Here is a 26,040-nt window from a genome sequence, read left to right as displayed (position 1 = left end):
CTTCCCGGTGATCGCGCCCGCCCGCGATGCCGTCGCTGTTAGCGTTCGGCAGTGCCCGCAGGTCGCGACGATGCCCCGCCGGGAGAGCCGGCGCGCCGGCCGGCCGACACCGGCCGGCTGGCGGCGTTCAGCGACGGTGTCTTCGCCATCGTCATCACCCTGCTGGTGCTGGACCTGCGGGTGCCGGAATACCACGAGGGCGGTCTGCTGGTGTCGCTCGGCCGGGAGGCACCGTCCTACCTGGCGTTCGTGGTGTCGTTCGTCTACATCGGGGTCCTCTGGCTCAACCACCACGCCCTGCTCCGGCTGGTCCGCGGCACCACCCTCGCGCTGAGCTGGATCAACATCGCCCTCCTCTTCGGCGTGGTGATCATCCCGTTCCCGACCGCGGTCCTGGCGTCGGCGCTCGTCGACGGCGACGCCGGCGACCTGCGGGTGGCCGTCGTCATGTACGCGCTCGCCGCGGCGCTGATGTCGGCGCCCTGGCTGGTGTTCTTCGGCTATCTGCGCCGCCACCCGGAGCTGCGCGCGGACGGGGTCGACCAGGACCACGTCCGTGCGCAGGAGGCCCGGCCGATCACCGGTCTCGTGCTCTACGGCCTGACCGGGCTGGTCGCCCTGGTCGTGAACCCGCTCGTCGGGCTCCTCGGCATCATCGTGATGATCGTCTTCCACGGCGTCACCAGCGAGGGCCTCTCACGACGGCGGAGGCGGGCACCGGCGCGGAGCTGAGCCGGGCGGCCACCGATCGCCGGCCGCGGCTCACGCGGGGAGCGTCCCACTGAGCAGCGCGGTGCCCAGCGCGGTGCGGCGGTAGCGGATCTCGTGGCCGTGGCGCTCGCCCACCACCAGCCCGGCGTCGCGGAGCACGGTCAGATGCTGGGAGACGGTGCCGGCCGCCAGCGCGTGCCGGTGGGCCAGGACGGTGGTGCTGACCGGTTCGGTCAGCCCGGCCAGCAGGGTCGCGCGGCTGCGCCCGATGAGGCGGCCGGCGGCCGCCAGCTCCTCCGTCCGGGTCGACTGCCACAGGGTGCCCAGGCCACGCGCCGGATAGATCACGGTGGGTTGCCACGGCTCGTCGAGGATCACCAGGACCTGGTCGAACTTGAAGGCGCTCGGGATCAGCAGCAGGCCCTCGCCGGCGAGCCGGCGGTCCTCGTGGTCGCCGCGGTCGCGGGTGAGGACGCCGTCGTGCCAGCGCAGCTGCGGGTGGAGTTCGGCGAAGAGCCGGTCCAGGCCGCCCTCGGCGAGCCGGCGGCTCTGGAAGGCCACATCGGCGTCGAGCAGGGCGCGGACGTTCGGCCACGCCGGCTGGATCACCTCGTGCCACACGTCCCGGATGACCCCGGTGAGCAGGCGCAGCGCGTCGGCCGGATCGGCCAGCAACCGTCGGCCCACCGCCGTGCGCGCCGCGCCCGGCGTGTCCCGCAGCGAGCGGGCGATCTCCTCGGCCACCCGGTCGAGCGGGGTCGCCTCGACGCGCGCCAGTTCCTCCTCGAAGCGGGGGCGCGCGACGGCCGGCGGCGGGGAGAGGAAGTCCGGGCTGTAACCGCGGCGAGGTTGCAGCAGGGTGACCGGGCGCAGGTCCAACGCGGCCAGGCGGTGCCTCATGGCGTGGAGGAAGCCCTGGTGGTAGCCGGGGGTGTCCTCGGGCGTGGTCAGGCGGATGGCCTCGATCGTCTCGAGCACCGGCGACACCGCGAACCGGCAGCGCATCAGGTCGGCCGGGCTGAACCGCAGCGTGATCGCCATCGCCGCCCCCTTCAGTGATTCGGTCCTGGCCGAATCACTGGCGACACCCTACCCCGCCCGGCCACCATCGCCGGCATGACGACATCACCGGACTGGGAACGGCGTAGCGCCGAGCTGTGGGCCGCCATCGACGACCACGAGCCCGAGGAGTTCCGCAAACGCGTCGACGCGCTCGCCGCCGAGCTGCCGGACGGCGATCCGGTGGCCGCGTTCGAACGCGCCTGCGCCTTTGACTCCACCGGCCACTCCGACCGGGCCGTGCCGCTGTACCGCGCCGCGCTGGCCGGAGGCATCACCGGCATCCGCCGCCGGCGCTCGGTGATCCAGCTGGCCAGTTCCCTGCGCAATCTGGGCCGGGCCGAGGAGTCGGTCGAACTGCTGACGGCCGAGCGGCAGCAGCCCGCCGACGAACTCGACGACGCGGTCAGCGCCACGCTCGCGCTGGCGCTGACCAGCGTGGGCCGGGAACGTGAGGCCGTCGCCGTCGCGGTCGCCGCACTGGCCCCGCACCTGCCCCGCTACCAGCGATCCATGGCCAACTACGCCCGCCTGCTGATCGAGCCCGAGCAGACGGAGAGCTAGGGACACCGGCCGGCGGCCCGGTCGCGCGCGACGAGCCTCCCGGCGCGCGGGACCGGGCCGCGCCGTCGACGGGGCGGCGTGACCGCTTCGAGGGAGAAATATCTGGCGTGTCGGTGGTCGATAGCGACATCTAGCGCCTTATAGTTACTGTGGTGAATTTGAAGGGGTGGGCGGCGGCGACTGGTGTCTCGTATGTGACTGGGCGGCGGCAGTACGCGGCGGGGATGCTGCCTGTTCCGACGTTTCGGCTCGGCCGGCTCATCATGGTCGGTGAGCCGGTGACGGGCGCGGTCCCGGACGTCGGGCAGGTCGTGGTTGATCCCGCTGGGGTGGACGAGGACCTGGTGGGTGACGTGACCGAGGTCCTGACGTCGCTGTGTGCCCGCCTGTACAGTCGCCGTGCGGCGGCGGAGCGCGCCCGTCGTGCGATCGAAGCTGCCACCGGGGACCCGGGGTGAGGACGGTCCAGGCGTACCGGTTCGCCCTGGACCTGACCCCTGGTCAGGAACGCGGTGTGCTCGCGCATGCCGGGGCGGCCCGGGTCGCGCACAACTGGGCGCTGGCTCGGGTCAAAGCCGTCATGGAGCAGAGGGCGGCTGAACGCTCCTACGGGGTGGCGGAGGAGTTGCTGACCCCGGCGGTCGGCTGGTCGCTGCCGGCATTGCGCAGGGCGTGGAACGCCGCGAAGCACAATGTTGCGCCGTGGTGGCGGGAGTGCTCGAAGGAAGCATTCAACACCGGCCTCGACGCGCTGGCTCGGGCGTTGAAGAACTGGTCCAGCTCCCGGACGGGCAAGCGGGCAGGCCGGCCGGTCGGTTTCCCTCGGTTCAAGTCCCGCCGCCGCAGCACACCGGCCGTACGGTTCACCACCGGGACGATCCGCGTCGAGCCGGACCGCACGCATGTGGTGCTGCCGCGGCTGGGACGGTTGAAGCTGCACGAGTCCGGCCGCAAGCTGGCCCGGCGTATCGACAACGGCACCGCCCGGATCATGTCCGCGACCGTCCGGCGTGACGCCGGCCGGTGGCATGTGTCCTTCTGCGTCGAGGTCGAGCGGGCCGAGCGCCGACCCACGCGGACCGACTCGACGATCGGGGTGGACGTCGGCATCACGAACCTTGCCGTGCTGTCCACCGGCGAAACGGAGCCGAACCCGCGCCACCTCACCGCTGCCCGCCAGCGCCTGCGGCACCTCGGCCGGGCGCTGTCGCGCAAGACCGGCCCGGACCGGCGCACCGGCCAGCGCCCCTCGAACCGCTGGCAGCGAGCTTCCGCCCGGCTCGGTCGGGCCCACGCCCGGGTCGCCAACCTGCGCCGCGACAGCCTGCACAAGCTCACCACCCAACTCTGTCAAGAGCACGGCACGATCGTGGTGGAAGACCTCAACGTCGCCGGGATGCTGCGAAACCGGCGCCTGGCCCGGCACATCGCCGACGCCGGCTTCGGCGAGCTGCGCCGGCAACTCACCTACAAGACGCAGTGGAACGGCGGCCGGCTGATCGTCGCCGACCGCTGGTATCCATCGAGCAAGACGTGTTCGGGTTGCGGCGCGGTGAAAACCAAACTGGCCCTGTCCGAACGCACCTACACCTGCCAGACCTGCGGCCTGACCATAGACCGCGACCACAACGCCGCACTCAACCTCGCCGCCCTCGCGGCCCAGTACAACACCGCCGGGAGTGGCCCGGTGGCAGCACGTCGAGCCGACCAGAAGACCCGCCAACGCGGGCAGGTGGCAGTGAAGCGTGAACCCGGCACCGCCACCGCGGGTCAGACCGGGACCGTCCCACCACAAAGGGCGGGACTACCCATCATGTGCTCGCAAGAGTGCACCGAGAGGTAACGGTAAGCAGCAGGGTCGTGACAGCTCTGCGTCCCCCGTCGGGGTGTGCTCCGGTCAGGACCGTCGCGGCGACGCCGGCGCCCGCGTCCGAGCGCCGTGTGCTGGCGCGCTACCTGGCCGCCGCGGTCACCGCGCGGCTGGCGGACGAGGGCGCGCGAGTGGCGATCGTGCTGGTCGCCCTGGACCGGACGGGACGGGCGAGCCTCGGTGGACTGCTGATCGCGGCGTTGATGGTCCCGCACGTGGCGGCGGCCCCGCTCGCCGGCGCGGCCGCGGACGGCGTACGGCACCGCAAGCCGCTCTACGTACTGGCCTTCGCGACGTACGCCCTGTCCCTCGCCGGCGCGGCAGCGCTGATCGGCCGGTTCACCGCGGCGGCGGCAGCGCTGCTGGTCGTCGCGGGTTGTGTCGCTCCGCTGCTGCTGGGCGGCCTCAGCAGCCTGCTGGGCGAGCTCGTGCCCGGCTGCCTTCCACGTGCCTTCGTCCTGGACTCCGCCAGCTACGGCATCGCGGGGATCGTCGGACCCGCGGTGGCGGCCGTAGCCGCGGGCGCCTTCGGCGCGTCCTGGTCGCTCGTCGTCCTCGGACTCTGCGTCATCGCGGGCGCTCTCGCCGTCGTGACCCTGCCCCTTCCCGCTCGGGCCCGGGACCGCCGCCGGTCCCGGGCGGTGCCGCTCGGCGGGGTGGCCGTCCTGGTACGGCGGCGCCGGCTCGGCGCGGTGACCGTCGCCTCCGGGATCAGCCAACTCGGTCTCGGCGCGCTGCCGATCGCCGCCGCGTCGGTGGCCACCCATACCCACCAGCCGGCCCTGACCGGCCTCATCATGTCCGCCACCGCCGGCGGCGGCCTGGCCGGGGCGCTGCTCTGCCTGCGGCTCCGGGCGCTCCGCCGGCACCCCGAGCGGGTTCTGCTGATCTGCACCGGGGCCATGGCGGCACCGTTGCTGCTGACCGCGACGCTGCCCGGGAGATGGCCGCTCCTGCTGCTGTTCGCGCTGACCGGCCTGATCAGCAGCCCCGTCATCGTCGCGCTCTTCGCCGTCCGCGACCGCGAAGCCCCGCCGCCGGTCCGGACCCAGGTCTTCACCCTCGGCGCGGGAATCAAGGTGACCGCCGCCGCCGGTGGCGCCGCCGTCGCCGGCCTGGCAACCTCCCACGGCCCCGCACCGCTGCTCACCGTCATCGCCGCCGGCCAGCTCATCGCGGCCGGAGCCGGCGCTCTCCTGCTGCCCTTCCGGCGGGGAACCCCCGGCGCCGGCTGACCGGGCCGGCATCCCCGGTGGCCCCGAGCACGCCACCGGCCGCCGTCCTGGTCGACGGCGGCCGGTGTGTCGGCCTCATCTCCTCGGCAGCAGCTGGATGACCGCGGCCAGCGCCAGCTCCAGCGCGATGAGCGCGACGAGCCCGGCCCGGAACCCGCCGGTCAGGTCGGCGGCCTGGTAGAAGACGATGCCGATCAGGGCCACGCCGACCGCGTTGCCGGTCTGGTTGACCGTGGCGAGCACGCCGGCGGCGGCCCCGGTGTGCTGCGGGCTGACCCGGGCGAGCACAGTGGTCGTCAGCGGCGCGAGCGCGATGCCCATGCCGATGCCGTCCACGGCGAGCCCCGGCACCAGCCAGCCGGACCCGTGCCCGGCCGCCGCCCACATGCCGTACAGGCCTACCACCATGATCAGCGCGCCGACGGTCACCACCTGGCGGCCGAGCCGGGCGGCGATCCGGTGGGCGTACGTCGAGGTGGCCAGGTAGCCGGCGCCGATCGCGATGAAGACGACCCCTGACTCCAGTGCCGACAGGCCCCGCTCCACCTGCAGGTAGAGGGCCAGGATGAGGAAGAAGGACGCCTGCCCCATCCAGAACACCTGGGTCGCCACCAGCCCCACCGAGAACGCCCGCTCGCGGAACAGTGCCAGGTGCACCATGGGCTGCGTGCTGCGCCGCTGGGTCGCCACGAAGAGCGCGAACAGCGGCACCGAGGCGGCCAGGCTCAGCCACGTCCACAGTGGCCAGCCCTGTTCGCGCCCTTCCACCAGCGGCAGCACCAGGGCCACCAGCGCCGTGCTGACCAGGATCGCGCCGGCCAGGTCGAGCCGGGTCGCCGGCTGGCGGGACTCGGGCACCTGGCGGAGCAGTGCCAGCGCGACCACGCCGACCGGCAGGTTGATGAGGAAGCACAGGCGCCAGTCCAGGCCCCACAGGTCGGCCCGGATGAGCAGGCCGCCGATCAACTGGCCGAAGACGGCGCCCAGGCCCATCGTGAGGCCGTACCGGGCGAACGCCTTCGGTTGCTCGGCGGGCGCGACGCTGGTCCGCACGATGGCCAGCACCTGCGGCATGAGCAGCGCCGCCGCGAGCCCCTGCAGCACCCGCGCCCCGACCAGGACGCCCGCGGTAGGCGCCAGGCCGCACAGCACCGAGGCGACGGTGAACAGCGCGAGGCCGAGCCCGAAGATCCGGCGGCGACCGTACCGGTCACCCAGCCGGCCGCCGGTGACCAGGCCGGCGGCCACCGCGAGGACGTAGCCGGCGACCACCCACTCCAGCGCGGCCGGACCGGCGTGCAGGTCGCGTTGCATCACCGGCAGCGCCACGTTGACGATGAACGCGTCGATCGAGGTCATGAACGTGGCGGTCATCAGCACCGGCAGGAAGCTGACGGACCCGGCGGCCGGTGCGGTGACCCGCGCCGGCCGCGCGGCCAGGACGGTCATGCCGGCACCCGGTCCAGGAAGCCGTGCACGGTGGCGACCCGGCCGTCGGTGATGACCGCGACGTCGAAGCCGACCACGATCGGCTCGGCGTCGCGCGGGCCGAGGTGCCAGGTGAACCGGGCCAGGTCGTGGTGGGCGTCGACCGGGCCGGCGAGCCGGAACTCCAGGCCGGCGAACTGCTGCTGCACGGCGGCGATCAGCGCGTCGATCTGGTCGCGGCCGGCGACGGCGGCCAGCGGGTCGGTGTACGTCCCGTCGGTGGTCCAGACCTCGTCGATGAGGGCCCGGCGGGCGGTGGGGTCGGTGGTGTTCCAGGCGGCGAGGTACTTCTCGATGAGTTCCATGCCCACGACGCTAGGGATGATCCGGCGCCTCGGAATCGGTAGCGCTTAGGTACCGCGTACCTGTGTAGGGTGCGGGCATGTTGCACGGCCGCGCCGCAGAGCAGGACCGGATCGCGGCCCTGGTGGAGCGGGCCCGGGCCGGAGAGAGCGCCGCGCTGGTGCTGCGCGGCGGCCCGGGCATCGGTAAGACGGCGTTGCTGGAGTGGGCCGCCGAGCTGACGACACCGGCCGGTGGACCGCCGCGCGTGCTGCGCGCCAGTGCCGCCGAGTTCGAGGCCGAGCTGCCGTTCGCCGGGCTGAGCCAGCTCGTGCGGCCCGCGCTCGACCGCCTCGACCGGCTGCCCGAACCGCAGCGGCAGGTGCTCGCCGCCGCGTTCGGGCTGGGTGGCGGCGCCCCGGCCGACCGGCTCCTGGTGGGGCTCGCGGTGCTGTCGCTGCTGGCGGACCTCGCCGAGGACGGCCCCGTGCTCTGCCTCGTCGACGACGCGCACTGGCTGGACACCGTCTCCGCCGAGGCGCTGCTCTTCGCCGCCCGCCGGCTGCACGCCGAGGGCGTGGTGATGATCTTCGCGGCCCGGGACGGGAGCTTCCCCGCCCCGGGCCTGCCCGAGCTGACCGTCGGCGCGCTCGCGCCGGCCGACGCCGCCCGGCTGCTCGACCCGGGGCTCGCGCCGGCCGTACGGATGCGGGTGCTCGCCGAGGCGCAGGGCAACCCGCTCGCGCTGATCGAGCTGCCCGGCGTCCTCGACGACGGCGAGGCCGGCGGCCCGCTGCCGCTGACCGACCGGTTGCTGGCGGCGTTCCACGGCCAGGTCGACCGGCTGCCCGCCGGCACCCGCGCCGTGCTGCGCGTCGCCGCCGTCGAGGACACCGGCGACCTGGACGTGCTGCTGCGCGCCGCCGCGCCCCTCGGCGGCGGCCCCGCCGACCTGCGCGCCGCGGAGGAGGCCCGGCTCGTCGAGGTCACCGGACGGCGGCTGCGGTTCCGCCACCCGCTGGTCCGGGCCGCCGTGCACGCGGCCGCGACGTACCCGGAACGGCTCGCCGTGCACAGGGCGCTCGCGGATGTGCTCACCGCGCCGGAAACCGCCGACCGGCGGGCCTGGCATCTCGCGGCGGCCACCACCGGGCCGGACGAGCAGGTGGCCGCCGCGCTGGAACGCACCGCCGAGCAGGCCCGCGGGCGCAGCGGCTACGGCGCGGCCCTGGCCGCGTACGAGCGCGCCGCCGAGCTGAGCGGGGACCCGGCCGCGACCGCGCGCCGGCTGCTGCTCGCCGCGGAGAGCGGCCTTCAGTCGGGACACCTCGGCGACGCGGTGCGGCTCGCCGAGCGGGCCGCCGGCCTGGTGGACGACCCGACCTTCCACGCCCGCGTGGCCGGGGTCGAGGGGCACGCCTGGTTCTGGCAGGGCGGCCACCAGACCGCGTACGACCTGATGACCCGGGGCGCGACGCTGGACCCGGAACAGCGGGACGCGCTGCTGGTGGCGGCGTTCCACCCGGCCTGGTACCTCGGCGAGCCGCACCTCGGCGACTGCCTCGACCAGCTCGCCACGCTCGACCATCCGGTGGCCCGCTACCAGGTCGCCGCGCTGCGAGGCCGGCCACTGCCGCTGGCCGCGACCGCCGCCCGGGTGGGCGACGAACCCCGCGACCGGCTCCAGCTCTGCGGCCTCGGCTTCGTCGCCGGGCAGGACACCGAGACGTACGAGCTGGCCAGCGCCCTGGTCGCCCGCTGCCGGGCCGACGGCACTCTCGGGCTGCTGCCCACCCTGCTGTTCTTCCTCGCCGAGGCGGAGTTCTTCCACGGCCGGCACCGGGACGCCACGGTCAGCCTCGACGAGGCGGTCCGCGTCGCCCGCGACGGCGGTCAACCCCTCTGGGTCAGCCAGTTGCGTGCCGTGCAGGCGGTGCTGGCGGCGGTGGCCGGCGACGAGCCGCGCTGCCGGGACCTGGTGGCCTCGGCGCTGGACGGCGCGGCGGCGGGCGCCGAGGCGGGCGGCCGGGCGTGGACGCTGTGGGCGCTGGGCCTGCTCGACCTCGGCCAGGGCCGGGCGGAGTCCGCCGTGACCCGGCTCGCCGCGTTGCAGGACAACCCGTACGCCCACCAGGTGTGCGCGTACCGGAGCGTGCCCGACCTGGTCGAGGCGGCCGTCCGGGCCGGCGTGCCCGAGCGGGCCGAGGAGGCGTACGGCCGCTTCCGGGCCTGGGCGGAGCGGGTGGACCAGCCGTGGGCGACGTCCCTGGCGCACCGGTGTCGGGCGCTGCTCACCGGCGACGAGCAGGACTACCTGCTCGCCCTGAAGGCCGGTGGCCGCCCGTTCGAGCAGGCGCGTACCGAGCTGCTGCACGGGGAGTGGCTGCGCCGCGCCCGGCGCAGGACCGAGGCGCGCAGCCGGCTGCACCACGCCCTGCAGACCTTCGACCGGCTGGAGGCGGCGCCGTGGGCCGCGCGGGCGCGCGGCGAACTGGAGGCGACGGGGCTGCGCGCCCCCCAGCCCGCCGCGTCGGCCGCCGCCGACCTCACCCCGCAGGAGCTGCAGATCGCCCGGCTCGCCGGCAAGGGGCTCTCCAACCGGGACATCGCCGCGCAGCTTTTCCTCAGCCCCAAGACGGTCGCCTACCACCTCTACAAGGCCTACCCGAAGCTCGGCGTCACCGGCCGCGCCGAGCTGGGCGCCCTGGCCCTCTGAGCGCGGCCCGTCACACGGGGCGGCGGCGAGCAGGTCGCGGGTGACGGCAGCGACGTCGCGGGCGCCCGTGAGCGCCATGGTCAGGTCGAGTTCGGCCACGACGTTGCGGATGACGTCCTCCACGCCGCGCTGCCCGGCGAGCGCCAGCCCGTACAGGTGCGGCCGGCCCAGCAGCACGGCGTCGGCGCCCAGGGCGAGCGCCACGAAGACGTCCGCTCCGGTGCGGATACCGCTGTCGAGCAGCAGCGTCGGCTCCGGGCCGATCTCGTCGCGGATCGTGACCACGGCGTCGAGGGAGGCGACGGCGGTGGCATCACGGTGGTTGCACGTGGCATCACGGTGATGCCATACTGGCGTCATGGAACTTCGCGCCTACGTCGACGCCATCCGGCACCAGCTCGCGGTCGCCGCCGCCGCGGGCGGGGACGACGCCCGGGAAGTCGCCGAGCGGCTCACCGCACCGCTGGAGTCCGCGATCCGGCTCGCCCTGCTGGACGCGCTCTCCGAGGCGGCCACGGAGATCACGCGCGATCTCGCACCCGGTTCGGTCGACCTGCGCCTGCGGGACCGGGAGCCCAGCTTCGTCGTGACACCACCGCCGACCGAGCAGTGGGCCGACGAGGCGCCGCCGGCGCCACCGCCGGCTCCGCTGCCGCAGCCGCCCGCCGACGGCGAGGACGAGGCGACGGTGCGGATCAGCCTGCGGCTGCCGGAGCACCTCAAGGCGCGCGTCGAGCACGCGGCGGCCCGCGCCGGCGTCTCGATCAACACCTGGTTGATCCGGGCGGCGGCCGCCGCCGTGGACGCCGACGGTCAGCACCCCCGGACCGACACCCCTCGCCGATCCGGTCCCGCCACCGGCGGTCAGCGCTTCACCGGCTGGGCGCGCTAGCCGCGCCGGCCCCACCGACCACCCGAAAGGGGAGCACCATGCCATCCTTCGACACCCCCGCACCGATCTCGGCATCGGTCGAGCTCGTCGCCGGCGAGCTGCGGATCGCGGCCGGCCCGCGGACCGACACCGTCGTACAGGTGCGGCCGGCCGACGAATCCGACGAGCGCGACGTGCGCGCGGCCGCGCAGACCCGGGTGGAGTACGCCTCCGGCCGCCTCGTGGTCCGCGGGCCCAAGCAACCCGGCTTCGGCGTCTTCGGCCGGACCGGCTCCGTCGAGGTGACCATCGACCTGCCGGAGGCGTCCGGGGTGGACGCGAAGCTGGGGGTCGGCGCGGTGAGCTGCTCGGGCACGGTGGCCGACTGCCGGCTCAGGACCGGGGCCGGCGACCTCCAGGTCGAGGACACCGGCAAGCTCAGCCTCCACACCGGCTTCGGCGCGGCCATCGCCGAGACCGTGGCGGGCGACGCCGAGGTCACCACCGGCTCCGGCAGGCTCAGCGTCCGCGCCGTCGGCGGGCACGCCGTCCTCAAGAACGGCAACGGTGACACGTGGATCGGTGAGACGGGCGGCGACCTGCGAATCCGCTCCGCGAACGGCGCCGTCGCCGCCGGTCACGCCGCCGCCTCGGTCACCGCGAACACCGCCAACGGTGACATCCGCGTCGGCGAGCTGGTCCGGGGGTCGGCCACGTTGCGCACCGCGGCCGGGCGGATCGAGGTCGGCATCCGGCGTGGCACCGCCGTCCTGCTCGACCTGCACACCACCTTCGGCAAGGTGCGCAACGACCTGGACGCCGCCGCCGGCCCCGCCGACACCGACGAGAAGGCCGAGGTGCGCGCCCGCACCGCGTTCGGCGACATCGTGATCCACCGCTCCTGACACACGCCTTCGCACCCGGTCCCGCTCGTGCGGCACGACCGGCGATGGTTCGTGCCCTCATGTTCCGCAGCATTCGTGATCAGTGGAGGAAGCAATGGCGGTAACGACCGCGACCCGGCCGGCCATCTCGGTGTCCGGCCTGCGCAAGACGTACGGGGACACCGTCGTCCTCGACGGCATCGACCTCATGGTCACCGAGGGGACGGTCTTCTCGCTGCTCGGGCCCAACGGCGCGGGCAAGACCACCATGGTGCGGGTCCTGTCCACCCTCGTGCCCGCCGACGCCGGGTCGGTCCGCGTCGCCGGCCACGACCTGGTCACCGAGCCCGACGGAGTGCGCGGGGCGATCGGTGTGACCGGTCAGTTCTCGGCCGTCGACAACCTCCTCACCGGTGAGGAGAACCTGCGGCTGATGGCCGACCTGCACCACCTGGGCCGCGCCGAGGGCCGACGCCGCATCGCCCGGCTGACCGACCGCTTCGACCTCGGTGAGCTGGCACGCAAGCCCGTCTCCGTCTACTCCGGCGGGATGCGCCGCCGTCTCGACCTGGCCATGACCCTGGTCGGTGAGCCGCGTCTGATCTTCCTCGACGAGCCCACCACCGGCCTCGATCCCCGCAGCCGGCACGCCATGTGGGAGATCATCCGCGGTCTCGTCGCCGAGGGCGTCACGGTCTTCCTGACCACCCAGTACCTGGACGAGGCCGATCAGCTCGCCGACCGCATCGCCGTGCTCGACCACGGGCGCATCGTCGTCGAGGGCACGCCCGACGAGCTGAAGCGGCGCATCCCCGGCGGGCACATCCGGCTGCGGTTCCCCGACCTCACCGCGCTGCACGCGGCCGCCCGCCTCGTCGCCACCGGCCAACCCGACGACGACGCCCTCACCCTCCAGGTCCCCAGCGACGGCGACGTCCGGTCGCTGCGGACCCTGCTCGACCGGCTCGACGACGCGCACGTCGAGGTCGACCACCTCTCCATCCACACGCCCGACCTGGACGACGTCTTCTTCGCCTTCACCGGCACACCCGCATCCGCCGCCGCACACCACGCCACCACCGGGGGACACCGATGACCAGCCTCGCTTACGCCGTGACCGACTCGGCGACCATGCTCCGCCGGCAGATCCGCCACATCCAGCGCTACCCGTCGCTGACCGCGATGCTGATCGGCATGCCCGTCGTCCTCCTGCTGCTGTTCGTCTACGTCTTCGGCGAGACGCTCGGCGCCGGACTCCCCGGGGGAGGCGGGGACCGGGGCGCCTACCTCAACTACCTGGTGCCGGGCATCCTGCTGTTCAGCGTGACCGGCGCCGCGCAGGGCACCGCCATCTCCGTGGCGATGGACATGACCGAGGGCATCGTCGACCGCTTCCGCACCATGGCCATCTCCCGCGCCGCCGTACTGACCGGACACGTCCTCGGCAGTCTCGTGCAGACCCTGCTCTGCATCGCCGTCGTTCTCGGCATCGCCCTGGCCGTCGGCTTCCGTCCCAATGCCACCCCGGTCGAGTGGCTCGCCGTCGCCGGCGTGCTCGCCGCGATCGCGTTCGCGCTCATCTGGCTGTCGGTGGCGCTCGGCCTCATCAGCGACAGCGTCGAGACCGCCAGCAACCTGCCCATGTTCCTGACCCTCCTGCCGTTCCTGGGCAGCGCCTTCGTGCCCACCGACACCATGCCGGCCGGCCTGCGCTGGTTCGCCGACTACCAGCCGTTCACGCCGGTGATCGAGACGATGCGCGGGCTGCTCCTCGGCACGGGCATCGGCCGCAGCGCGGTCGTCGCGCTGGCCTGGTGCGCGGTGATCTCGCTGCTGTCCTACCTGTGGGCCCGGCGCGCGTACCGCCGGCGGGCCGCCCGCTAGCGGCACCGGCGGTCGCGTTTCACGCTCCGTGAAGGGGGCACTGAGGGTCATGGCGACGCAGCGTGGACCGTTCCTGGACGACACTCTCGGCCTGGTGGTGGGCGGCTACGCCTGGCTGCCCGCGCTGTGGCGCCACGGCGGCGCCCGGGCCGTGCCTACCCGGGTGATGGGCCAGCCGGCGCTCGCGCTGCGGGGACCCGACGCGGTGCGGTTCTTCTACGACGAGCGGCGCGTGCGACGGCACGGGGCCATTCCGGAACCGGTGCGGGGGACGTTGTTCGGTAAACGGGCCGTCCACACGCTCGACGGCGCCGACCACCGCCACCGCAAGGCCATGTTCCTGTCCGTGCTCACCGACCCGCGCCGGGTCGCCGCGCTGGTCGACCAGGTGGCGGCGGCCTGGCACGAGGCGATCGCCACGGCCGGTGGGCGGCCGGTCGTGCTGTTCGACGAGGCGAGCCGGGTGATCACCAAGGGCGTCTGCCGGTGGGCCGGCATCCCGCTGGACACCGCCGAGGTGGGGCCCCTGGCCCGTGACCTGGTCGCCCTGGTCGACGGTTTCGCCACGCTGGGCCCGCGGCACTGGCGGGCACGGCGCGCCCGGGGCCGGCGCGAACGGTGGCTCGCGGCGCTGATCGAGCAGGTGCGGGCGGGGAGGGTGACCGTCACGCCGGGATCGGCGCTGGACGTGGTGGCCGCCTATCGCGGCCGCGACGGGCGGCCGATGGACGCCGAACTCGCCGCCGTGGAACTGCTCAACATCATCCGACCCACCGTCGCGGTGTCCTGGTTCGTGGCATTCGCGGCACACGCGCTGCACCGCTGGCCCGAGCACCGCGACCGGCTGCGCGCCGGTGACGCCGGCTACGCCGTCGCGTTCGCCCACGAGGTTCGCCGCTTCTACCCGTTCGCGCCGTTCGTCGGCGGGCGGGCGGTCGCCGACCTGACCTGGCAGGGCCGGCACGTTCCCGCCGGATCGCTCCTGCTGCTCGACGTCTTCGGCCAGAACCACGACGCGGGGTTGTGGCCCGACCCGTACCGCTTCGACCCGGGGCGGTTCGTCGGACGTGCTCCCGACCCGTACGAGCTGATTCCGCAGGGCGGAGCCGACCGGAGCACCGGGCACCGCTGCCCCGGTGAGGACGTCACGGTGGCCTTGCTGGCGGCATTCGCCGGCTGGTTGGCGCGCCTGGACTACACGGTCCCGGAGCAGGACCTGACGATCTCGCTGCGCCGGATCCCGGCGCTTCCGCGCAGCCGGGTCGTCCTGACGGACGTACACGTGCCGGGCCGGCACACCACGGCGTCCGAGCCCGCCGTCCACCGCGGGGCGTAGCGCAGCGGCCGGTCAGGACCGCCGGCCGCGCGTGCGCAGCGCGTCCTCCGACTGGACGTCGATGTCCGCGTCGTCCGGGAACGACCGGCCGGACGGCGCCGGGTCCGGGGGCGCCCCGGGTCCGGCCATCGACGTACGGGTGGGCTCGACCGACCCGAACCCGTGCCGGCCCGCACGGCCCGAGGGCCGGGCGGGCGCACCGGCGCGGCGCTCACCACGGCGCCCCTCGGGTACGGCGCTCTCCTCGCTGCCCTCGTCCATCGGATCGTGCTCGCCCGCGCCCCACGGCGGTTCCGCGTCGAAGCCGTCCCGGGTGACCCACGGGTTCGCCGCCTCCGGCTGCTGCTCGTCACCCCGCCCGCTGCTGCCCGTCATCGCGCACCTCGCTGGTCTCGTCCGCCGGTACCCGGGCCGATTGCCCACGCCGGTCGCCGTCATTCCTCGGGGCGTGGACCCGGACCGCACGTACGCGGAAAGGCTCAGGCCGGGACCGGGGGAGCGGCGCTGCGGAAGGTGCGCCGGTAGGTCTCCGGCGGCACGCCGACGGTGCGGTGGAAGTGCCGGCGCAGCGTCGTGGCGGTGCCCATGCCGGCCGCCCGCGCGACGGCGTCGATGCTCCGGTCGGTGTTCTCCAGCAGCTCCTGGGCCCGGCGGATCCGCTGCGTCGACAGCCACTGCAGCGGGGTGGTGCCGGTTGCCGCCATGAAGTGGCGGGCCAGGTTGCGCGAGCTCATGCTCGCCCGGCGGGCCAGGTCCTCCACGGTCAGCGATCGGTCCAGCCGTTCCATCGCCCAGGGCAACAGGTCGCCGAGGGGATGGTCGTCGCGGGCCGGCACCGGGGTGGTGACGAACTGCGCCTGGCCGCCGGCGCGGTGCGGCGGCACGACGAGTCGGCGGGCGACGGCGTTGGCGACGGTCGAGCCGTGGTCGCGGCGGATCAGGTGCAGGCACAGGTCGACCGCGGCGGCCTTGCCGGCGGAGGCGAGCACGGTGCCGTTGTCGACGTAGAGCACGTCCGGGTCGACCGTCACACGCGGATAGCGGGCGGCCAGCGCCTCCGTGTGGGCCCAGTGCGTGGTGGCGCGCAGCCCGTCCAGCACCCCGGCGGCGGCCAGCACGAAAGCGCCCGTGCACAGCGAGACCAGCCGGGCGCCCGCGTCGTAAGCCGCGCGCACGGCGTCGAGCAGGTCCGGCGGCACAGCCTCGTCGATGTCCTCGACGGCCGGGATGATCACGGTGTCGGCGCGGGCGAGCCGGTCCAGGCCGGCGTCGGGTTCCATCCGGAACCTACCGAGCCCGACCGGGCCCGGTCCGCAGACCACGAGGTCGTACCACGGGTCGGCCAGGCCGGAGGGGTCGCGGGCGAAGACCTCGCACGCCATGGCGAACTCGAAGTGCAGCATCCCGTCGGTGGCGGCGAGCGCGATCGTGGCCATGTCCGAAACTGTACGGGGCATGGCGTTCCAGACACTGGCCCGGGGTCGCCCGCCGCCGGAGGATCTTCTCAGTCGATCTTTTCCGGCAGCATGAGGAGCAGCAGATGGGTTCGGGTCAGACCGTGGCGGTGTTCGGCGCGTACGGGCACACGGGGCGGTTCGTGGTCACGGAATTGCGCGAGCGGGGGTTCATTCCGCTCCTCGTCGGTCGCGACGCGGGCCGGCTGGCGACGCTGGCCGCGTCCCATCCAGGAGTGGAACACCGGGTGGCGTCGGCCGGCGATCCGGCCTCGCTCGACCGGGCGTTGGCGGGCGCGGACGCGGTCGTCAACTGTGCCGGCCCGTTCGCCTCGACCGCGGCCCCGGTGATCGAGGCCGCCCTGCGCGCCGGGATCCCGTACGTCGACGTGGCCGCGGAGATCGAGGCCAACCTCGACACGTTCACGCACTTCACCGAGCGTGCCCGGGCCGCGGGCGTCGCGGTGGTCCCGGCGATGGCCTTCTTCGGCGGCCTCGGCGACCTGCTGGTCACGACGGCGATGGGCGACGGGACGACGGCCGACGAGGTGCACGTCGCGTACGGGCTGAGCAGCTGGCACCCGACGGCCGGGACGCTCGCCTCGGGCGCGGTGTCCCGGGAGCGGCGCGACGGCCGCCGGGTCCGCTACACCGGGGGCCGGCTGGAGTACCACCTCGACGAGGGCGACCTGCCGACCCTGGAGTGGGAGTTTCCCGCTCCGCTGGGGCGCCGGACCGTCCTGGGCGGGTTCACGATGGCCGACGTCGTGACCGTGCCCAGTCACCTGGCCGTCCCCGAGGTGCGCACGTACATGACCACCGGCGCGGCCCGGGACCTCGCCGCGCCGGACTCGCCCGCACCGGCCGCGGTCGACGGGTCCGGCCGGTCCGCGCAGACGTTCACCGTCGACGTCGTCGTGCGCTCCGGCGACACGCGACGACGGATCACCGCCGGCGGCCGGGACATCTACGCCGTCAGCGCGCCGCTGGCGGTGGAGGCGGTCCACCGCATCCTCGACGGCCGGACCAGGACGAGCGGCGTGGCCTCGGCCGGCGCGATCTTCGACGCGCCCGACTTCCTCCGCGCGCTGTCCGCGCACCTGACCCTGGGGGAGTGAGAGTTCGGTCCGGCGGGTCGAATCCCCGGAAAACTTGATTCATTCCAAAAGACTGGGCTATGTTCGTCGCATGACGTCCGACTTCGAGACCCAGCTCCGCTCGGTCTCGTTGCGCGTGACCCGGCCCCGGTTGGCGGTGCTCGCCGCGCTGCGCGACCATCCGCACGTCGACACCGACACGGTGATCGCCCTGGTACGGGCGAATCATCCCACGGTGTCCCACCAGACGGTGTATGACGTGTTGCGTGCGCTCACCGACGCCGGTCTGGTGCGGCGCATCCAGCCCGCTGGTGCGACCGCCCGGTACGAGTCGCGGGTGGGGGACAACCACCACCACGTCGTGTGCCGCTCCTGCGGCACGATCGCCGACGTCGACTGCGCAGTGGGCGACGCTCCCTGTCTCACCGCCTCCGACGACCAGGGGTTCGTGGTCGACGAGGCGGAGGTCGTCTACTGGGGCACCTGCCCCGGCTGCGCGACCGCACGCACCTCCCAGTGATCCGTCAGTCCCGGAAGGAAGTAGATGAGCGACACCCAGGGCCAGACTCCCTCCAGCGCGCAGGGCGTGGACAAGAAGGAGGCGGCCGGCTGCCCGGTCGCGCACGACTCCGTGACCGCGCACGGCAGCGAGAGCGAGAACCCGGCCATCGACTCGCCGACCCCGAAGACCGGGGGTCGTCCGCGCACCAACCGGGACTGGTGGCCCAACCAGCTCGACCTGTCGGTGCTGCACGCCCAGTCGCCGAAGGGCAACCCGCTGGGCGCGGACTTCAGCTACGCCGAGGAGTTCGCCAAGCTCGACGTCGAGGCCCTCAAGCAGGACATCATCCAGGTCCTCACCACGTCGCAGGACTGGTGGCCGGCCGACTTCGGCCACTACGGCGGCCTGATGATCCGGATGAGCTGGCACGCCGCGGGCACCTACCGCATCCAGGACGGCCGCGGCGGCGCCGGCGACGGCGGTCAGCGGTTCGCCCCGCTCAACAGCTGGCCGGACAACGCCAACCTCGACAAGGCCCGCCGCCTGCTGTGGCCGGTCAAGCAGAAGTACGGCCAGAAGGTCTCGTGGGCCGACCTGCTCGTGCTCGCCGGCAACGTCGCCCTGGAGTCGATGGGCTTCAAGACCTTCGGCTTCGGCTTCGGCCGTGAGGACGTCTGGGAGCCCGAGGAGATCTTCTGGGGTCCGGAGGACGCCTGGCTCGGCGACGAGCGCTACGCCTCCGAGAAGGAGATGGTGGGCGGCGTCGGCGCGACCGAGATGGGTCTCATCTACGTCAACCCGGAGGGTCCCCGCGGCAACGCGGACCCGGCCGCCGCGGCGCACTTCATCCGCGAGACCTTCGCCCGGATGGCGATGAACGACGAGGAGACCGTCGCCCTCATCGCCGGCGGCCACACCTTCGGCAAGACCCACGGCGCCGCCGTCGCCGACGACCACGTGGGCCCCGAGCCCGAGGGCGCGCCGCTGGAGGCGCAGGGCCTGGGCTGGCTGAGCACCCACGGCAGCGGCAAGGGCGGTGACACGATCACCAGCGGTCTCGAGGTGACGTGGACCGACCGGCCGACGCAGTGGAGCAACCGCTTCTTCGAGATCCTCTTCGGCTTCGAGTGGGAGCTCACCACGAGCCCCGGCGGCGCGAAGCAGTGGGTCGCCAAGGACGCCCCGGAGATCATCCCGGACCCGTTCGACCCGTCGAAGAAGCACCGGCCGACGATGCTCACGACCGACCTGTCGCTGCGCGTCGACCCGGCGTACGAGAAGATCTCGCGCCGGTTCCTGGAGAACCCCGACGAGTTCGCGCTGGCGTTCGCCAAGGCCTGGTACAAGCTGCTGCACCGCGACATGGGTCCGGTCAGCCGCTTCCTCGGGCCGTGGGTCCCGGAGACCCAGCTCTGGCAGGACCCGGTGCCGGCGGTCGACCACGAGCTCGTGGGCGACACCGACATCGCGGCCCTCAAGGCGAAGGTCCTGGAGTCCGGCCTCAGCACCGCCCAGCTGGTCTCCACCGCCTGGGCCTCCGCCGCGAGCTTCCGGTCCACCGACAAGCGCGGCGGCGCCAACGGCGCCCGGATCCGCCTCGAGCCGCAGCGCAGCTGGGAGGTCAACCAGCCCGAGCAGCTCGCGACGGTCCTGTCGACCCTCGAGGGCATCCAGCGGGAGTTCAACTCCGCCGGCGGCGCGAAGATCTCGCTCGCGGACCTGATCGTGCTGGCCGGCTCGGCCGCCGTCGAGAAGGCGGCGCGCGACGCCGGCGTCGAGGTGACCGTGCCGTTCCACCCGGGCCGCACCGACGCCAGCCAGGAGCAGACCGACGTCGAGTCCTTCCGGGTCCTCGAGCCGCGCGCCGACGGGTTCCGCAACTACCTGCGTCCGGGTGAGAAGACCCAGCCGGAGGTGCTGCTCGTCGACCGTGCCTACATGCTCGACCTGACGGCGCCGGAGATGACCGTTCTCATCGGCGGCCTCCGTTCCCTCGGGGCCAACGTCGGCGGCACCCGGCACGGCGTGCTCACCGACCGGCCCGGCGTGCTCACCAACGACTTCTTCGCCAACCTGCTCGCCCCGGGCACCCGGTGGAAGGCGTCGGAGTCCGAGGAGCACGTGTACGAGATCCGGGACGTGGCCACCGACGAGGTGAAGTGGACCGCCACCGCGGTCGACCTCATCTTCGGTTCCAACTCCCAGCTGCGCGCCCTCGCCGAGGTCTACGCCAGCCAGGACGCGCGCGACAAGTTCGTGACGGACTTCGTCGCCGCCTGGACCAAGGTCATGGAGCTCGACCGGTTCGATCTCTCCTGACCGGACGCCCACCGACGAGCCCCGGTCGACCCACCAGCGGTCGGCCGGGGCTCGTCCCCCGTTCGGTCGTCTCGTGCCGCGCTCAGGCGGTGCGCAGTGCCGTCGCCGGGGAGAGCCGGGCGGCCCGCAGAGCCGGATAGACACCCGCCAGTCCTCCGATGAGGACGGCAGCGCCCAGCCCGGCGCCGACCGCGGCGACCGGCACGAGCGGCTGCCAGCCGCGCACGGTGGCCATCGCGTACGTGGCCGTGGCGCCCAGCAGGATCCCCGCCGCGCCGCCGCCCGCGCCCAGCAGCAGCGACTCGACCAGGAACTGCGCTGCGATGTGCCGCCGGGTGGCGCCCAGCGCCCGGCGTAGGCCGATCTCGCCGCACCGCTCCAGGACCGAGATCACCAGCACGTTGGCGATGCCGATGCCGCCCACCAGCAGGGCCACCGCGCCGAGGCCGAGCAGCAGAACCGTGGTGCCGTCGGTGACCGCGAGCCGGGCGGTGAGGGCCTCCGAGGGCCGGCTCACGGCGACCTCCTCGGGGTGGGCGGGGTTGGCCGCCCGCCCCAGCAGGCCGGCCACCTCGTCCGTGCGCTCGGTCTGCGCCCGCACGAAGATCCGGGTCGGATTGCCCGCGTACCCGAACTGCGCGGCCGCCACCGGCGCGCCGATCAGCGCCGACGCATCCAGTTCGGGCGCCAGTTCGACCGGCGCCATGATGCCCACCACCGTGTACCAGCGGTCGCCGAGATAGACCTGCGGATGGTCGGAGACGCGGCTGATGCCCAGCACCGTGGCGGCGTAGTGGCCGAGCACCACCGCCGGATAACGGGCCAGCGCCGCGTCGAGGAAGCGACCGTCCACCAGGGTCGCGTCCAGCGTGGCGAGCAGCGTCGGGTCGGTGACCCGCACGGACAGCCCGCCGGTCCGGCCGGACGGAATCCGGTCGTTGCGGTAGATCCGTTCCTCGAGCGTCGCGGTCGCGGCCGAGCTGAGCACCCCATCGGTACGCGCCACCGCCGCTCCCGCGGTCACCGGCAACTCGGCTTCGCCCCCGCGGATGGTCTTGCCGTTGGCCACCGTGAGCAGGTTGGTACCGACCCGGTCGATGCGGGCCAGCACGTCGGCCTGGCTGGACCGGGTCACGCCGAGCACGGCCACCATGGCCGCGATCCCGATCGCCACCCCGAGGATGGACAGCGCCGCGCGGCCCGGCCGCGACCGCAGGCCCACGGTGCTCACCGGCAGTAGGTCGGCGACGCGCAGGCGGGACCTCACGACACACCCCCGCTGTCGTGCACCACCAGGCCGTCCCGCAACTGGATGCGGCGCCGCATCGCCGCGGCGACCCGCTCGTCGTGTGTGATCACCACGATGGTGACGCCGTCCTCGTTGAGCTCGCGCAGCAGCTCGACGATCTCGGCGCCGGTGACCGAGTCGAGGTTGCCGGTGGGCTCATCGGCGAGCACCACGGCCGGGCGGCCGACCAGCGCGCGGGCGATCGCCACCCGCTGCCGCTCGCCGCCGGACAGATGTGCGGCGGGGAAGTCGGCCCGGTGGGCCAGGCCGACCCGCTCGCACGCCGCGCGGGCGGCCTGTCGGCGTTCCGCGGCCGGCACCCCGCGGTAGAGCAGGCCGGTCGCCACGTTCTCCGCCGCGGTCAGCCGCTCCAGCAGGAAGAACTGCTGGAAGACGACCCCGAGCAGGTGCGCACGCACGCCGGAGAGCTGCCCGTCGCGCAGCTTCTCGATCGGGTGGCCGGCGATGCGTACCGAGCCGTCGGACGGGCGGTCCAGGCCGGCGGCGAGGTTGAGCAACGTGGTCTTGCCGGAGCCGGACGGGCCGAGCACGGCAACCAGCTCCCCGCTCTGCACGGTGAGGGTGACGCCGCGCAGCGACTCGACCGGTGGCCGGCCGGGATATACCTTGCGCGTGTCGATCAATTCCAGGACGGCGCTCATGACGCCGGCACCTCCACGGTCTGGCCGTCGGCGAGGCCGTGCACGATCTCCACCTGGCCGGTGCTCTCGTCGAAGCTGCCCGGTTCCACCTGTACGACGCCCCCGCCGGCCAGGCGGACCTGGTAACCGCCACCCGGCCGCGCCAGCAGCGCGGCGATCGGGACCAACAGGACATCGCGGCGGGTACCGGTCGTGACGGTGACGCTCACCGGTGCCTGGTCCAGTCCGGAGCCGCCGGGCACGCGGACCGCGATGGTGAGCGGGACCGTCGCCTGGTCCGGATTCTCCGGCTGCTGCGGGCCGTTGCCCTGGTCACCGGAGGGTGCCGTCGCGACCCCGCCGACGGCGGTGACCCGACCGCGGATCGGGTCGGCGTCCGGCAGGCTGACCTCGACCTGGTCGCCAACGTGCACGGTGCTGCGCTGCGCGGTGTCCAGTTGGGCGGTCACCGCCCGGCTCGTCGACGTTCCGGTCAGCACCGTCGTCCCGGGCCCGACGGTCCCGCCCACCCGGACCTCCGGCTGGGTCACGCGCAGCGGCGCGGGCAGGAAGACGACCTCGCCCTGGGTGAGCCGTCCGGTGCGCCGGTACGACGGCCGCCCCCAGGACGCCTCCCAGCGCCGGATCGCCGTGGCCGTGGCGGCGCTGAAGTGCCGGTCCACGGTGATCCGGTGGTACGGGTCGAAGCCCATGGCGACCAGGTTGGTCTCGAGTTGGCGCACGTCGGGGCCGTCGCTCATCCCGTATCGGAAGTCGCGGTAGGCGGGGACCCGCCCCAGCAGGAGGCGGACCGGCGTGTCGGCCACCCGGTAGAGGATGCCGCCGCGGCCGATCGTGTCGCCCGGGTCTGGCGCCGCGGTCAGCACGCCCGGCGCGCCCCGATGGTCCACGGCGTAGGAGCCGGCGTACCCGAGGACGCCACCGACCTCGACGCGCTCGGTGAGCGTGCCCTTGGTGACCCTGGCGGTTCCGACGGCCACCGACGCGGCGGGTGTGTCGTGGGTGTTCGGCTCGGGGCGGGCGGCGTAGGCCACGCCGGCGGCGAGCGGCGTGGCCACCGCGACCGCGAGCACGGTGCCGGTCCGGCGCCGGCGGCTCACTTCTTGCCTCCGCCGCCGCCGTTCTTGATGCGGATGTCCCCGTCCCAGATGTGCCGGCAGGCCTGCTCCGCGGTGTTCTTCTTCTGTGCTGGGACTCCGTTCTCCAGCGGTGTTCCACTGAAGTCGAATTCGCCGGCGGCGTTCGGGTCCGGGAACTCGGGGAGGCCGTGCTCGCGCATGCACTTGGCGTAGTCGGCGAGCTTGCGCAGGTCTTCGGCCGAGAACTTCTCCTTGGGACGGAAGGCGTTCGGAGGGTAACGGTCCTCGATAGACTTGCACGCATCGATGGCCTGTGGGTGATTGCTGAGGTCTCTCTTCCACTCGTAGCCGCCGCTGGGTGGGAACTCGAGGTATCCCTCCTGGGAGAGCTGCGCGTCCGGCATCCGGGTCAGGCCGTGCGCGCGGATGCACTGGACCCACTCCTGGCCGAGGGCGAGGAGTTGCTGCCGGCTCACCGAGGCGGAGGCCGACGGGCTCGCCCCGGAGGCGGCGCCGCCGGGATCGCATCCCGCGGCGCCGGCCCCGACCGCGAGCAGTGCGGTGAGGAACACTGTGGACGTTGTCCTGGTCATGGCTTCACGGTGGCCGCCGCGGCGGTGGAACTCATCGGACCGGAGTCGGTCCTTCGGCCGCCGCCGGTACCGGGGACGTAGCACCTGAGTCGGACGCCGCCGGGGCCTGCGCTTCCTACCATGGGTGGGTGCCCCGGTTCGTACCGCGCCAATTCCTGACCGACGCCGCCCTGGCGCTGGTGCTGACCGTGCTGACCGTGGGGCCCGGGCTGGTGATGGAACTCCTGACCAGGGCGAACCCGGACGCCGCGGCGGAGATCCTGAAGAAGAACCCGCTCCCGGCGGACCAACTGTGGTGGATGTTCGCCGCGCTGATCGTTGTCGGCCTGCTGATCAGGCAACACCATCCGCCGCTGGCCCTGGTTCTCGCCGGGGCCGGGACGTTCGGCCACCTTTTCGTCGACGCCAAGTTCCAGCTGCTCGATCTGGCATTCCCGCTGGTGCTGTACACCGTGGCCGCGATGGCCCGAAACCGGCGGGTCTCGATCGCCGTGCTGGTGCTCACCATGCTCCTGACCTACGCGACGATGCTGAGCGGCCGGATCTATGTCGAACAGCAGGAGTTCGCGCGGTCCGGCAAGGAGGCTGCGCAGAAGCGGGTCGTGCAACAGCAGGTCGAGCCGGCGCCGGCCGCGGACGGGGGCAAGCCGGCGCCGCCTTCGGTGGTCTCGGTCGACCGGCTGGTCAACGTGGGCCAGGGAGTCATGGAGCTGTGGCTGCTGCTGGTCGCGGCGTTCGCGGTCGGTGACGCGATGCGCAGCCGGCGCGCGCACCTGGCCGCGGTCGAGCAGCGGACCGCCGACCTGGCCCGGGAGGAGGGGCAACGGGCGGCGCTGGCGGTCGCGGCCGAGCGCGCCCGGATCACCCGCGAGCTGCACGACGTGGTGGCGCACGGGATCTCGGTGATGGTGGTGCAGGCGCAGGGCGCCTCCGCCGCGCTGGACCGGCATCCGGACCGCGCCGCCACCGCGTTGCAGCACGTGATCACCACCGGACGGGCCTCGCTGGCCGAGATGCGCCGGTTGCTCGCCGTGGGGGGCACCGACCCCGCCGAGGATGTGCGCCGCACGCCGTTGCCGGGCCTCGCCGCGCTGCCCGCGCTGATCGATCAGTTGCGCTCCACCGGAATGCGGATCGAACTGCACGTCGACGGAGTGCCGGCGGCGGTGCCCGCCTCGGTCGACCTGTCCGCGTACCGGATCGCGCAGGAGGCCCTGACGAACACGCTGAAGCACGCGGGCCCCGGGGCCGGAGCCGTGCTGCGGCTGGCCTTCGAGCCCGGACGGCTCCGCGTGGAGGTGGCCGACGACGGCACGGGTCCGGCGGACGGGACGGACGGGCGCGGCAACGGGTTGCGCGGCATCGCCGAGCGCGTCGCCATGCTGGCGGGTGAACTGGAGATCGGCCGAGCCGAGGGCGGCGGGTTCCTGCTGCGCGCGGCGCTTCCGCTGCAGGCGCGCGAGATCACGCCGGCCCAGCCATGACGCTACGGGTGGTGCTGGTCGACGATCAGACGCTGGTGCGCACCGGGTTCCGGCTGGTGCTGGAGGAGACCGGCGACATCGAGGTGGTCGGGGAGGCCGCGGACGGGTCGCAGGCCCTGGACGTGGTGGCCCGGAGCCGGCCCGACGTGGTCCTCATGGACGTGCGGATGCCGGGCCTGGACGGCATCGAGGCGACCCGCCGCATCCGCTTCGGCCCCCACTCGGCCCGGGTGATCATCCTGACCACCTTCGACCTGGACGAGTACGTGCTGGCGGGGCTCCGGGCCGGAGCCAGCGGTTTCCTGCTCAAGGACGCGCTCGCCGCCGACCTCATCTCCGCCGTCCGGGTGGTGGCCGCCGGCGAGGCGGTGGCCGCGCCCAGCGTCACCCGCCGCCTCTTCGCCCACTACCTCGGCAGGACGCCGCCCCGGCCCGACACGGACGCGCGGCTGGCGGCGCTGACGGAGCGCGAGCGCGAGGTGCTGACCCTGGTCGCGCGGGGGCTGTCGAACGCGGAGATCGCGGCGGCGCTCTTCGTCTCCGAGAGCACGGTCAAGACGCACCTCGGCCGGATCCTGGCGAAGCTGGGCCTGCGGGACCGGGTGCAAGCCGTCATCCTCGGCTACGAGTGCGGCCTGGTCGACGTCGGCCCGGACCGGTAG

The 26,040-nt window shown here is 73.7% G+C and carries 24 protein-coding genes and 2 pseudogenes; 16 read left to right on the top strand and 10 right to left on the bottom strand.

Annotation, left to right across the window (positions count from 1 at the left end):
• Positions 1 to 51 precede the first annotated feature (51 nt).
• The gene (locus ABZW14_RS29495) at positions 52 to 732 is read left to right on the top strand and encodes a TMEM175 family protein (protein ID WP_355352800.1); all 681 of its coding nucleotides are present in this window, start codon (positions 52 to 54) and stop codon (positions 730 to 732) included.
• A 30-nt stretch (positions 733 to 762) separates the two neighbouring features.
• Here ABZW14_RS29495 and ABZW14_RS29490 read toward each other — a convergent pair whose 3' ends face one another.
• A complete protein-coding gene (locus ABZW14_RS29490) occupies positions 763 to 1,752 on the bottom strand; it encodes a DUF5937 family protein (protein ID WP_355352797.1) in 990 nt (329 codons plus the stop codon).
• Positions 1,753 to 1,827: 75 nt separating this feature from the next.
• On the opposite strand from ABZW14_RS29490, the gene ABZW14_RS29485 reads away from it, so the two are divergent.
• From ABZW14_RS29485 to ABZW14_RS29470, 4 genes and pseudogenes are all read left to right on the top strand, one after another.
• Entirely contained in the window at positions 1,828 to 2,334 is a 507-nt protein-coding gene (locus ABZW14_RS29485) for a tetratricopeptide repeat protein (protein WP_355352794.1), read from the top strand.
• A gap of 302 nt (positions 2,335 to 2,636) precedes the next feature.
• Positions 2,637 to 2,792: pseudogene (locus ABZW14_RS29480) on the top strand (IS607 family transposase); the annotation flags it as partial.
• Entirely contained in the window at positions 2,789 to 4,177 is a 1,389-nt protein-coding gene (tnpB, locus tag ABZW14_RS29475; RefSeq protein ID WP_355352791.1) for an IS607 family element RNA-guided endonuclease TnpB, read from the top strand. The pseudogene ABZW14_RS29480 and the gene tnpB, both read left to right, overlap by 4 nt.
• Before the next feature lie 98 nt (positions 4,178 to 4,275).
• On the top strand, positions 4,276 to 5,439 hold the full coding sequence (locus ABZW14_RS29470) for an MFS transporter (protein ID WP_355352788.1): 1,164 nt from the start codon (positions 4,276 to 4,278) through the stop codon (positions 5,437 to 5,439).
• 75 nt (positions 5,440 to 5,514) lie between these two features.
• Here the strand turns inward: ABZW14_RS29470 and ABZW14_RS29465 are convergent, their stop codons facing one another.
• Together ABZW14_RS29465 and ABZW14_RS29460 are read right to left on the bottom strand one after the other, a co-directional pair.
• A complete protein-coding gene (locus tag ABZW14_RS29465; protein WP_355352785.1) occupies positions 5,515 to 6,888 on the bottom strand; it encodes an MFS transporter in 1,374 nt (457 codons plus the stop codon).
• Positions 6,885 to 7,232, bottom strand: coding sequence for a nuclear transport factor 2 family protein (locus ABZW14_RS29460; protein ID WP_355352782.1), 348 nt, complete (start codon positions 7,230 to 7,232; stop codon positions 6,885 to 6,887). Before ABZW14_RS29460 ends, ABZW14_RS29465 begins: the two co-directional genes overlap by 4 nt.
• Positions 7,233 to 7,309: 77 nt before the next feature.
• Between ABZW14_RS29460 and ABZW14_RS29455 the strand changes: the two genes are divergently transcribed.
• Positions 7,310 to 9,925: an AAA family ATPase gene (locus ABZW14_RS29455; protein ID WP_355352779.1), complete on the top strand. Its 2,616-nt coding sequence runs from the start codon at positions 7,310 to 7,312 to the stop codon at positions 9,923 to 9,925.
• A 36-nt stretch (positions 9,926 to 9,961) separates the two neighbouring features.
• On the opposite strand, the pseudogene ABZW14_RS29450 reads toward ABZW14_RS29455, so the two are convergent.
• Positions 9,962 to 10,285 (bottom strand): annotated as a pseudogene (locus ABZW14_RS29450) (alpha-hydroxy-acid oxidizing protein); the annotation flags it as partial.
• On the opposite strand from ABZW14_RS29450, the gene ABZW14_RS29445 reads away from it, so the two are divergent.
• From ABZW14_RS29445 to ABZW14_RS29425, 5 genes are all read left to right on the top strand, one after another.
• Positions 10,284 to 10,817, top strand: a complete 534-nt coding sequence (locus ABZW14_RS29445) for a toxin-antitoxin system HicB family antitoxin (protein ID WP_355352776.1) — start codon at positions 10,284 to 10,286, stop codon at positions 10,815 to 10,817. The pseudogene ABZW14_RS29450 and the gene ABZW14_RS29445 sit on opposite strands and share 2 nt — an antisense overlap.
• Before the next feature lie 38 nt (positions 10,818 to 10,855).
• The gene (locus ABZW14_RS29440; RefSeq protein ID WP_355352773.1) at positions 10,856 to 11,701 is read left to right on the top strand and encodes a DUF4097 family beta strand repeat-containing protein; all 846 of its coding nucleotides are present in this window, start codon (positions 10,856 to 10,858) and stop codon (positions 11,699 to 11,701) included.
• A 94-nt stretch (positions 11,702 to 11,795) separates the two neighbouring features.
• Positions 11,796 to 12,776 carry an ATP-binding cassette domain-containing protein gene (locus tag ABZW14_RS29435; RefSeq protein WP_355352770.1) on the top strand — a complete coding sequence of 327 codons (981 nt, stop codon included), beginning with the start codon at positions 11,796 to 11,798 and terminating at the stop codon, positions 12,774 to 12,776.
• Positions 12,773 to 13,564 (top strand): ABC transporter permease, encoded by a 792-nt coding sequence (locus ABZW14_RS29430; RefSeq protein ID WP_355352767.1) that lies wholly within the window; start codon positions 12,773 to 12,775, stop codon positions 13,562 to 13,564. Before ABZW14_RS29435 ends, ABZW14_RS29430 begins: the two co-directional genes overlap by 4 nt.
• Before the next feature lie 49 nt (positions 13,565 to 13,613).
• Positions 13,614 to 14,900, top strand: a complete 1,287-nt coding sequence (locus ABZW14_RS29425; RefSeq protein WP_355352764.1) for a cytochrome P450 — start codon at positions 13,614 to 13,616, stop codon at positions 14,898 to 14,900.
• 12 nt (positions 14,901 to 14,912) lie between these two features.
• Here ABZW14_RS29425 and ABZW14_RS29420 read toward each other — a convergent pair whose 3' ends face one another.
• Both ABZW14_RS29420 and ABZW14_RS29415 read right to left on the bottom strand, forming a co-directional pair.
• Entirely contained in the window at positions 14,913 to 15,275 is a 363-nt protein-coding gene (locus ABZW14_RS29420; RefSeq protein WP_355352761.1) for a hypothetical protein, read from the bottom strand.
• A 104-nt stretch (positions 15,276 to 15,379) separates the two neighbouring features.
• Positions 15,380 to 16,336: a helix-turn-helix domain-containing protein gene (locus ABZW14_RS29415; RefSeq protein WP_355352758.1), complete on the bottom strand. Its 957-nt coding sequence runs from the start codon at positions 16,334 to 16,336 to the stop codon at positions 15,380 to 15,382.
• Between the two features lie 104 nt (positions 16,337 to 16,440).
• Here ABZW14_RS29415 and ABZW14_RS29410 point away from each other — a divergent pair, with 104 nt between their 5' ends.
• From ABZW14_RS29410 to katG, 3 genes are all read left to right on the top strand, one after another.
• On the top strand, positions 16,441 to 17,472 hold the full coding sequence (locus ABZW14_RS29410) for a saccharopine dehydrogenase NADP-binding domain-containing protein (protein ID WP_355352755.1): 1,032 nt from the start codon (positions 16,441 to 16,443) through the stop codon (positions 17,470 to 17,472).
• A gap of 70 nt (positions 17,473 to 17,542) precedes the next feature.
• On the top strand, positions 17,543 to 17,971 hold the full coding sequence (locus ABZW14_RS29405; RefSeq protein ID WP_355352752.1) for a Fur family transcriptional regulator: 429 nt from the start codon (positions 17,543 to 17,545) through the stop codon (positions 17,969 to 17,971).
• A 24-nt stretch (positions 17,972 to 17,995) separates the two neighbouring features.
• Positions 17,996 to 20,272, top strand: coding sequence for a catalase/peroxidase HPI (gene katG / locus ABZW14_RS29400; RefSeq protein WP_355352749.1), 2,277 nt, complete (start codon positions 17,996 to 17,998; stop codon positions 20,270 to 20,272).
• An 82-nt stretch (positions 20,273 to 20,354) separates the two neighbouring features.
• Here katG and ABZW14_RS29395 read toward each other — a convergent pair whose 3' ends face one another.
• Genes ABZW14_RS29395 through ABZW14_RS29380 form a run of 4 tightly spaced genes read right to left on the bottom strand, consistent with a single transcriptional unit; the run spans position 20,355 to position 23,894 of the window.
• Positions 20,355 to 21,539, bottom strand: coding sequence for an ABC transporter permease (locus tag ABZW14_RS29395; protein WP_355352746.1), 1,185 nt, complete (start codon positions 21,537 to 21,539; stop codon positions 20,355 to 20,357).
• Positions 21,536 to 22,222, bottom strand: a complete 687-nt coding sequence (locus ABZW14_RS29390) for an ABC transporter ATP-binding protein (protein WP_355352743.1) — start codon at positions 22,220 to 22,222, stop codon at positions 21,536 to 21,538. Before ABZW14_RS29390 ends, ABZW14_RS29395 begins: the two co-directional genes overlap by 4 nt.
• A complete protein-coding gene (locus ABZW14_RS29385; RefSeq protein ID WP_355352741.1) occupies positions 22,219 to 23,322 on the bottom strand; it encodes an efflux RND transporter periplasmic adaptor subunit in 1,104 nt (367 codons plus the stop codon). The genes ABZW14_RS29390 and ABZW14_RS29385 overlap by 4 nt, the downstream gene beginning before the upstream one ends.
• A complete protein-coding gene (locus ABZW14_RS29380; protein ID WP_355352739.1) occupies positions 23,319 to 23,894 on the bottom strand; it encodes a hypothetical protein in 576 nt (191 codons plus the stop codon). The genes ABZW14_RS29385 and ABZW14_RS29380 overlap by 4 nt, the downstream gene beginning before the upstream one ends.
• Positions 23,895 to 24,022: 128 nt before the next feature.
• Between ABZW14_RS29380 and ABZW14_RS29375 the strand changes: the two genes are divergently transcribed.
• A complete protein-coding gene (locus ABZW14_RS29375) occupies positions 24,023 to 25,378 on the top strand; it encodes a histidine kinase (RefSeq protein ID WP_355352737.1) in 1,356 nt (451 codons plus the stop codon).
• Entirely contained in the window at positions 25,375 to 26,040 is a 666-nt protein-coding gene (locus tag ABZW14_RS29370) for a response regulator transcription factor (protein WP_355352734.1), read from the top strand. The genes ABZW14_RS29375 and ABZW14_RS29370 overlap by 4 nt, the downstream gene beginning before the upstream one ends.

It is taken from the genome of Micromonospora sp. NPDC004551 (assembly GCF_040609975.1).
In the GTDB taxonomy this organism is placed as follows: domain Bacteria; phylum Actinomycetota; class Actinomycetes; order Mycobacteriales; family Micromonosporaceae; genus Micromonospora.
The sequence above is the reverse complement of the archived record's forward strand: the minus strand, read 5'-3'. Positions and strand labels throughout refer to the sequence as shown.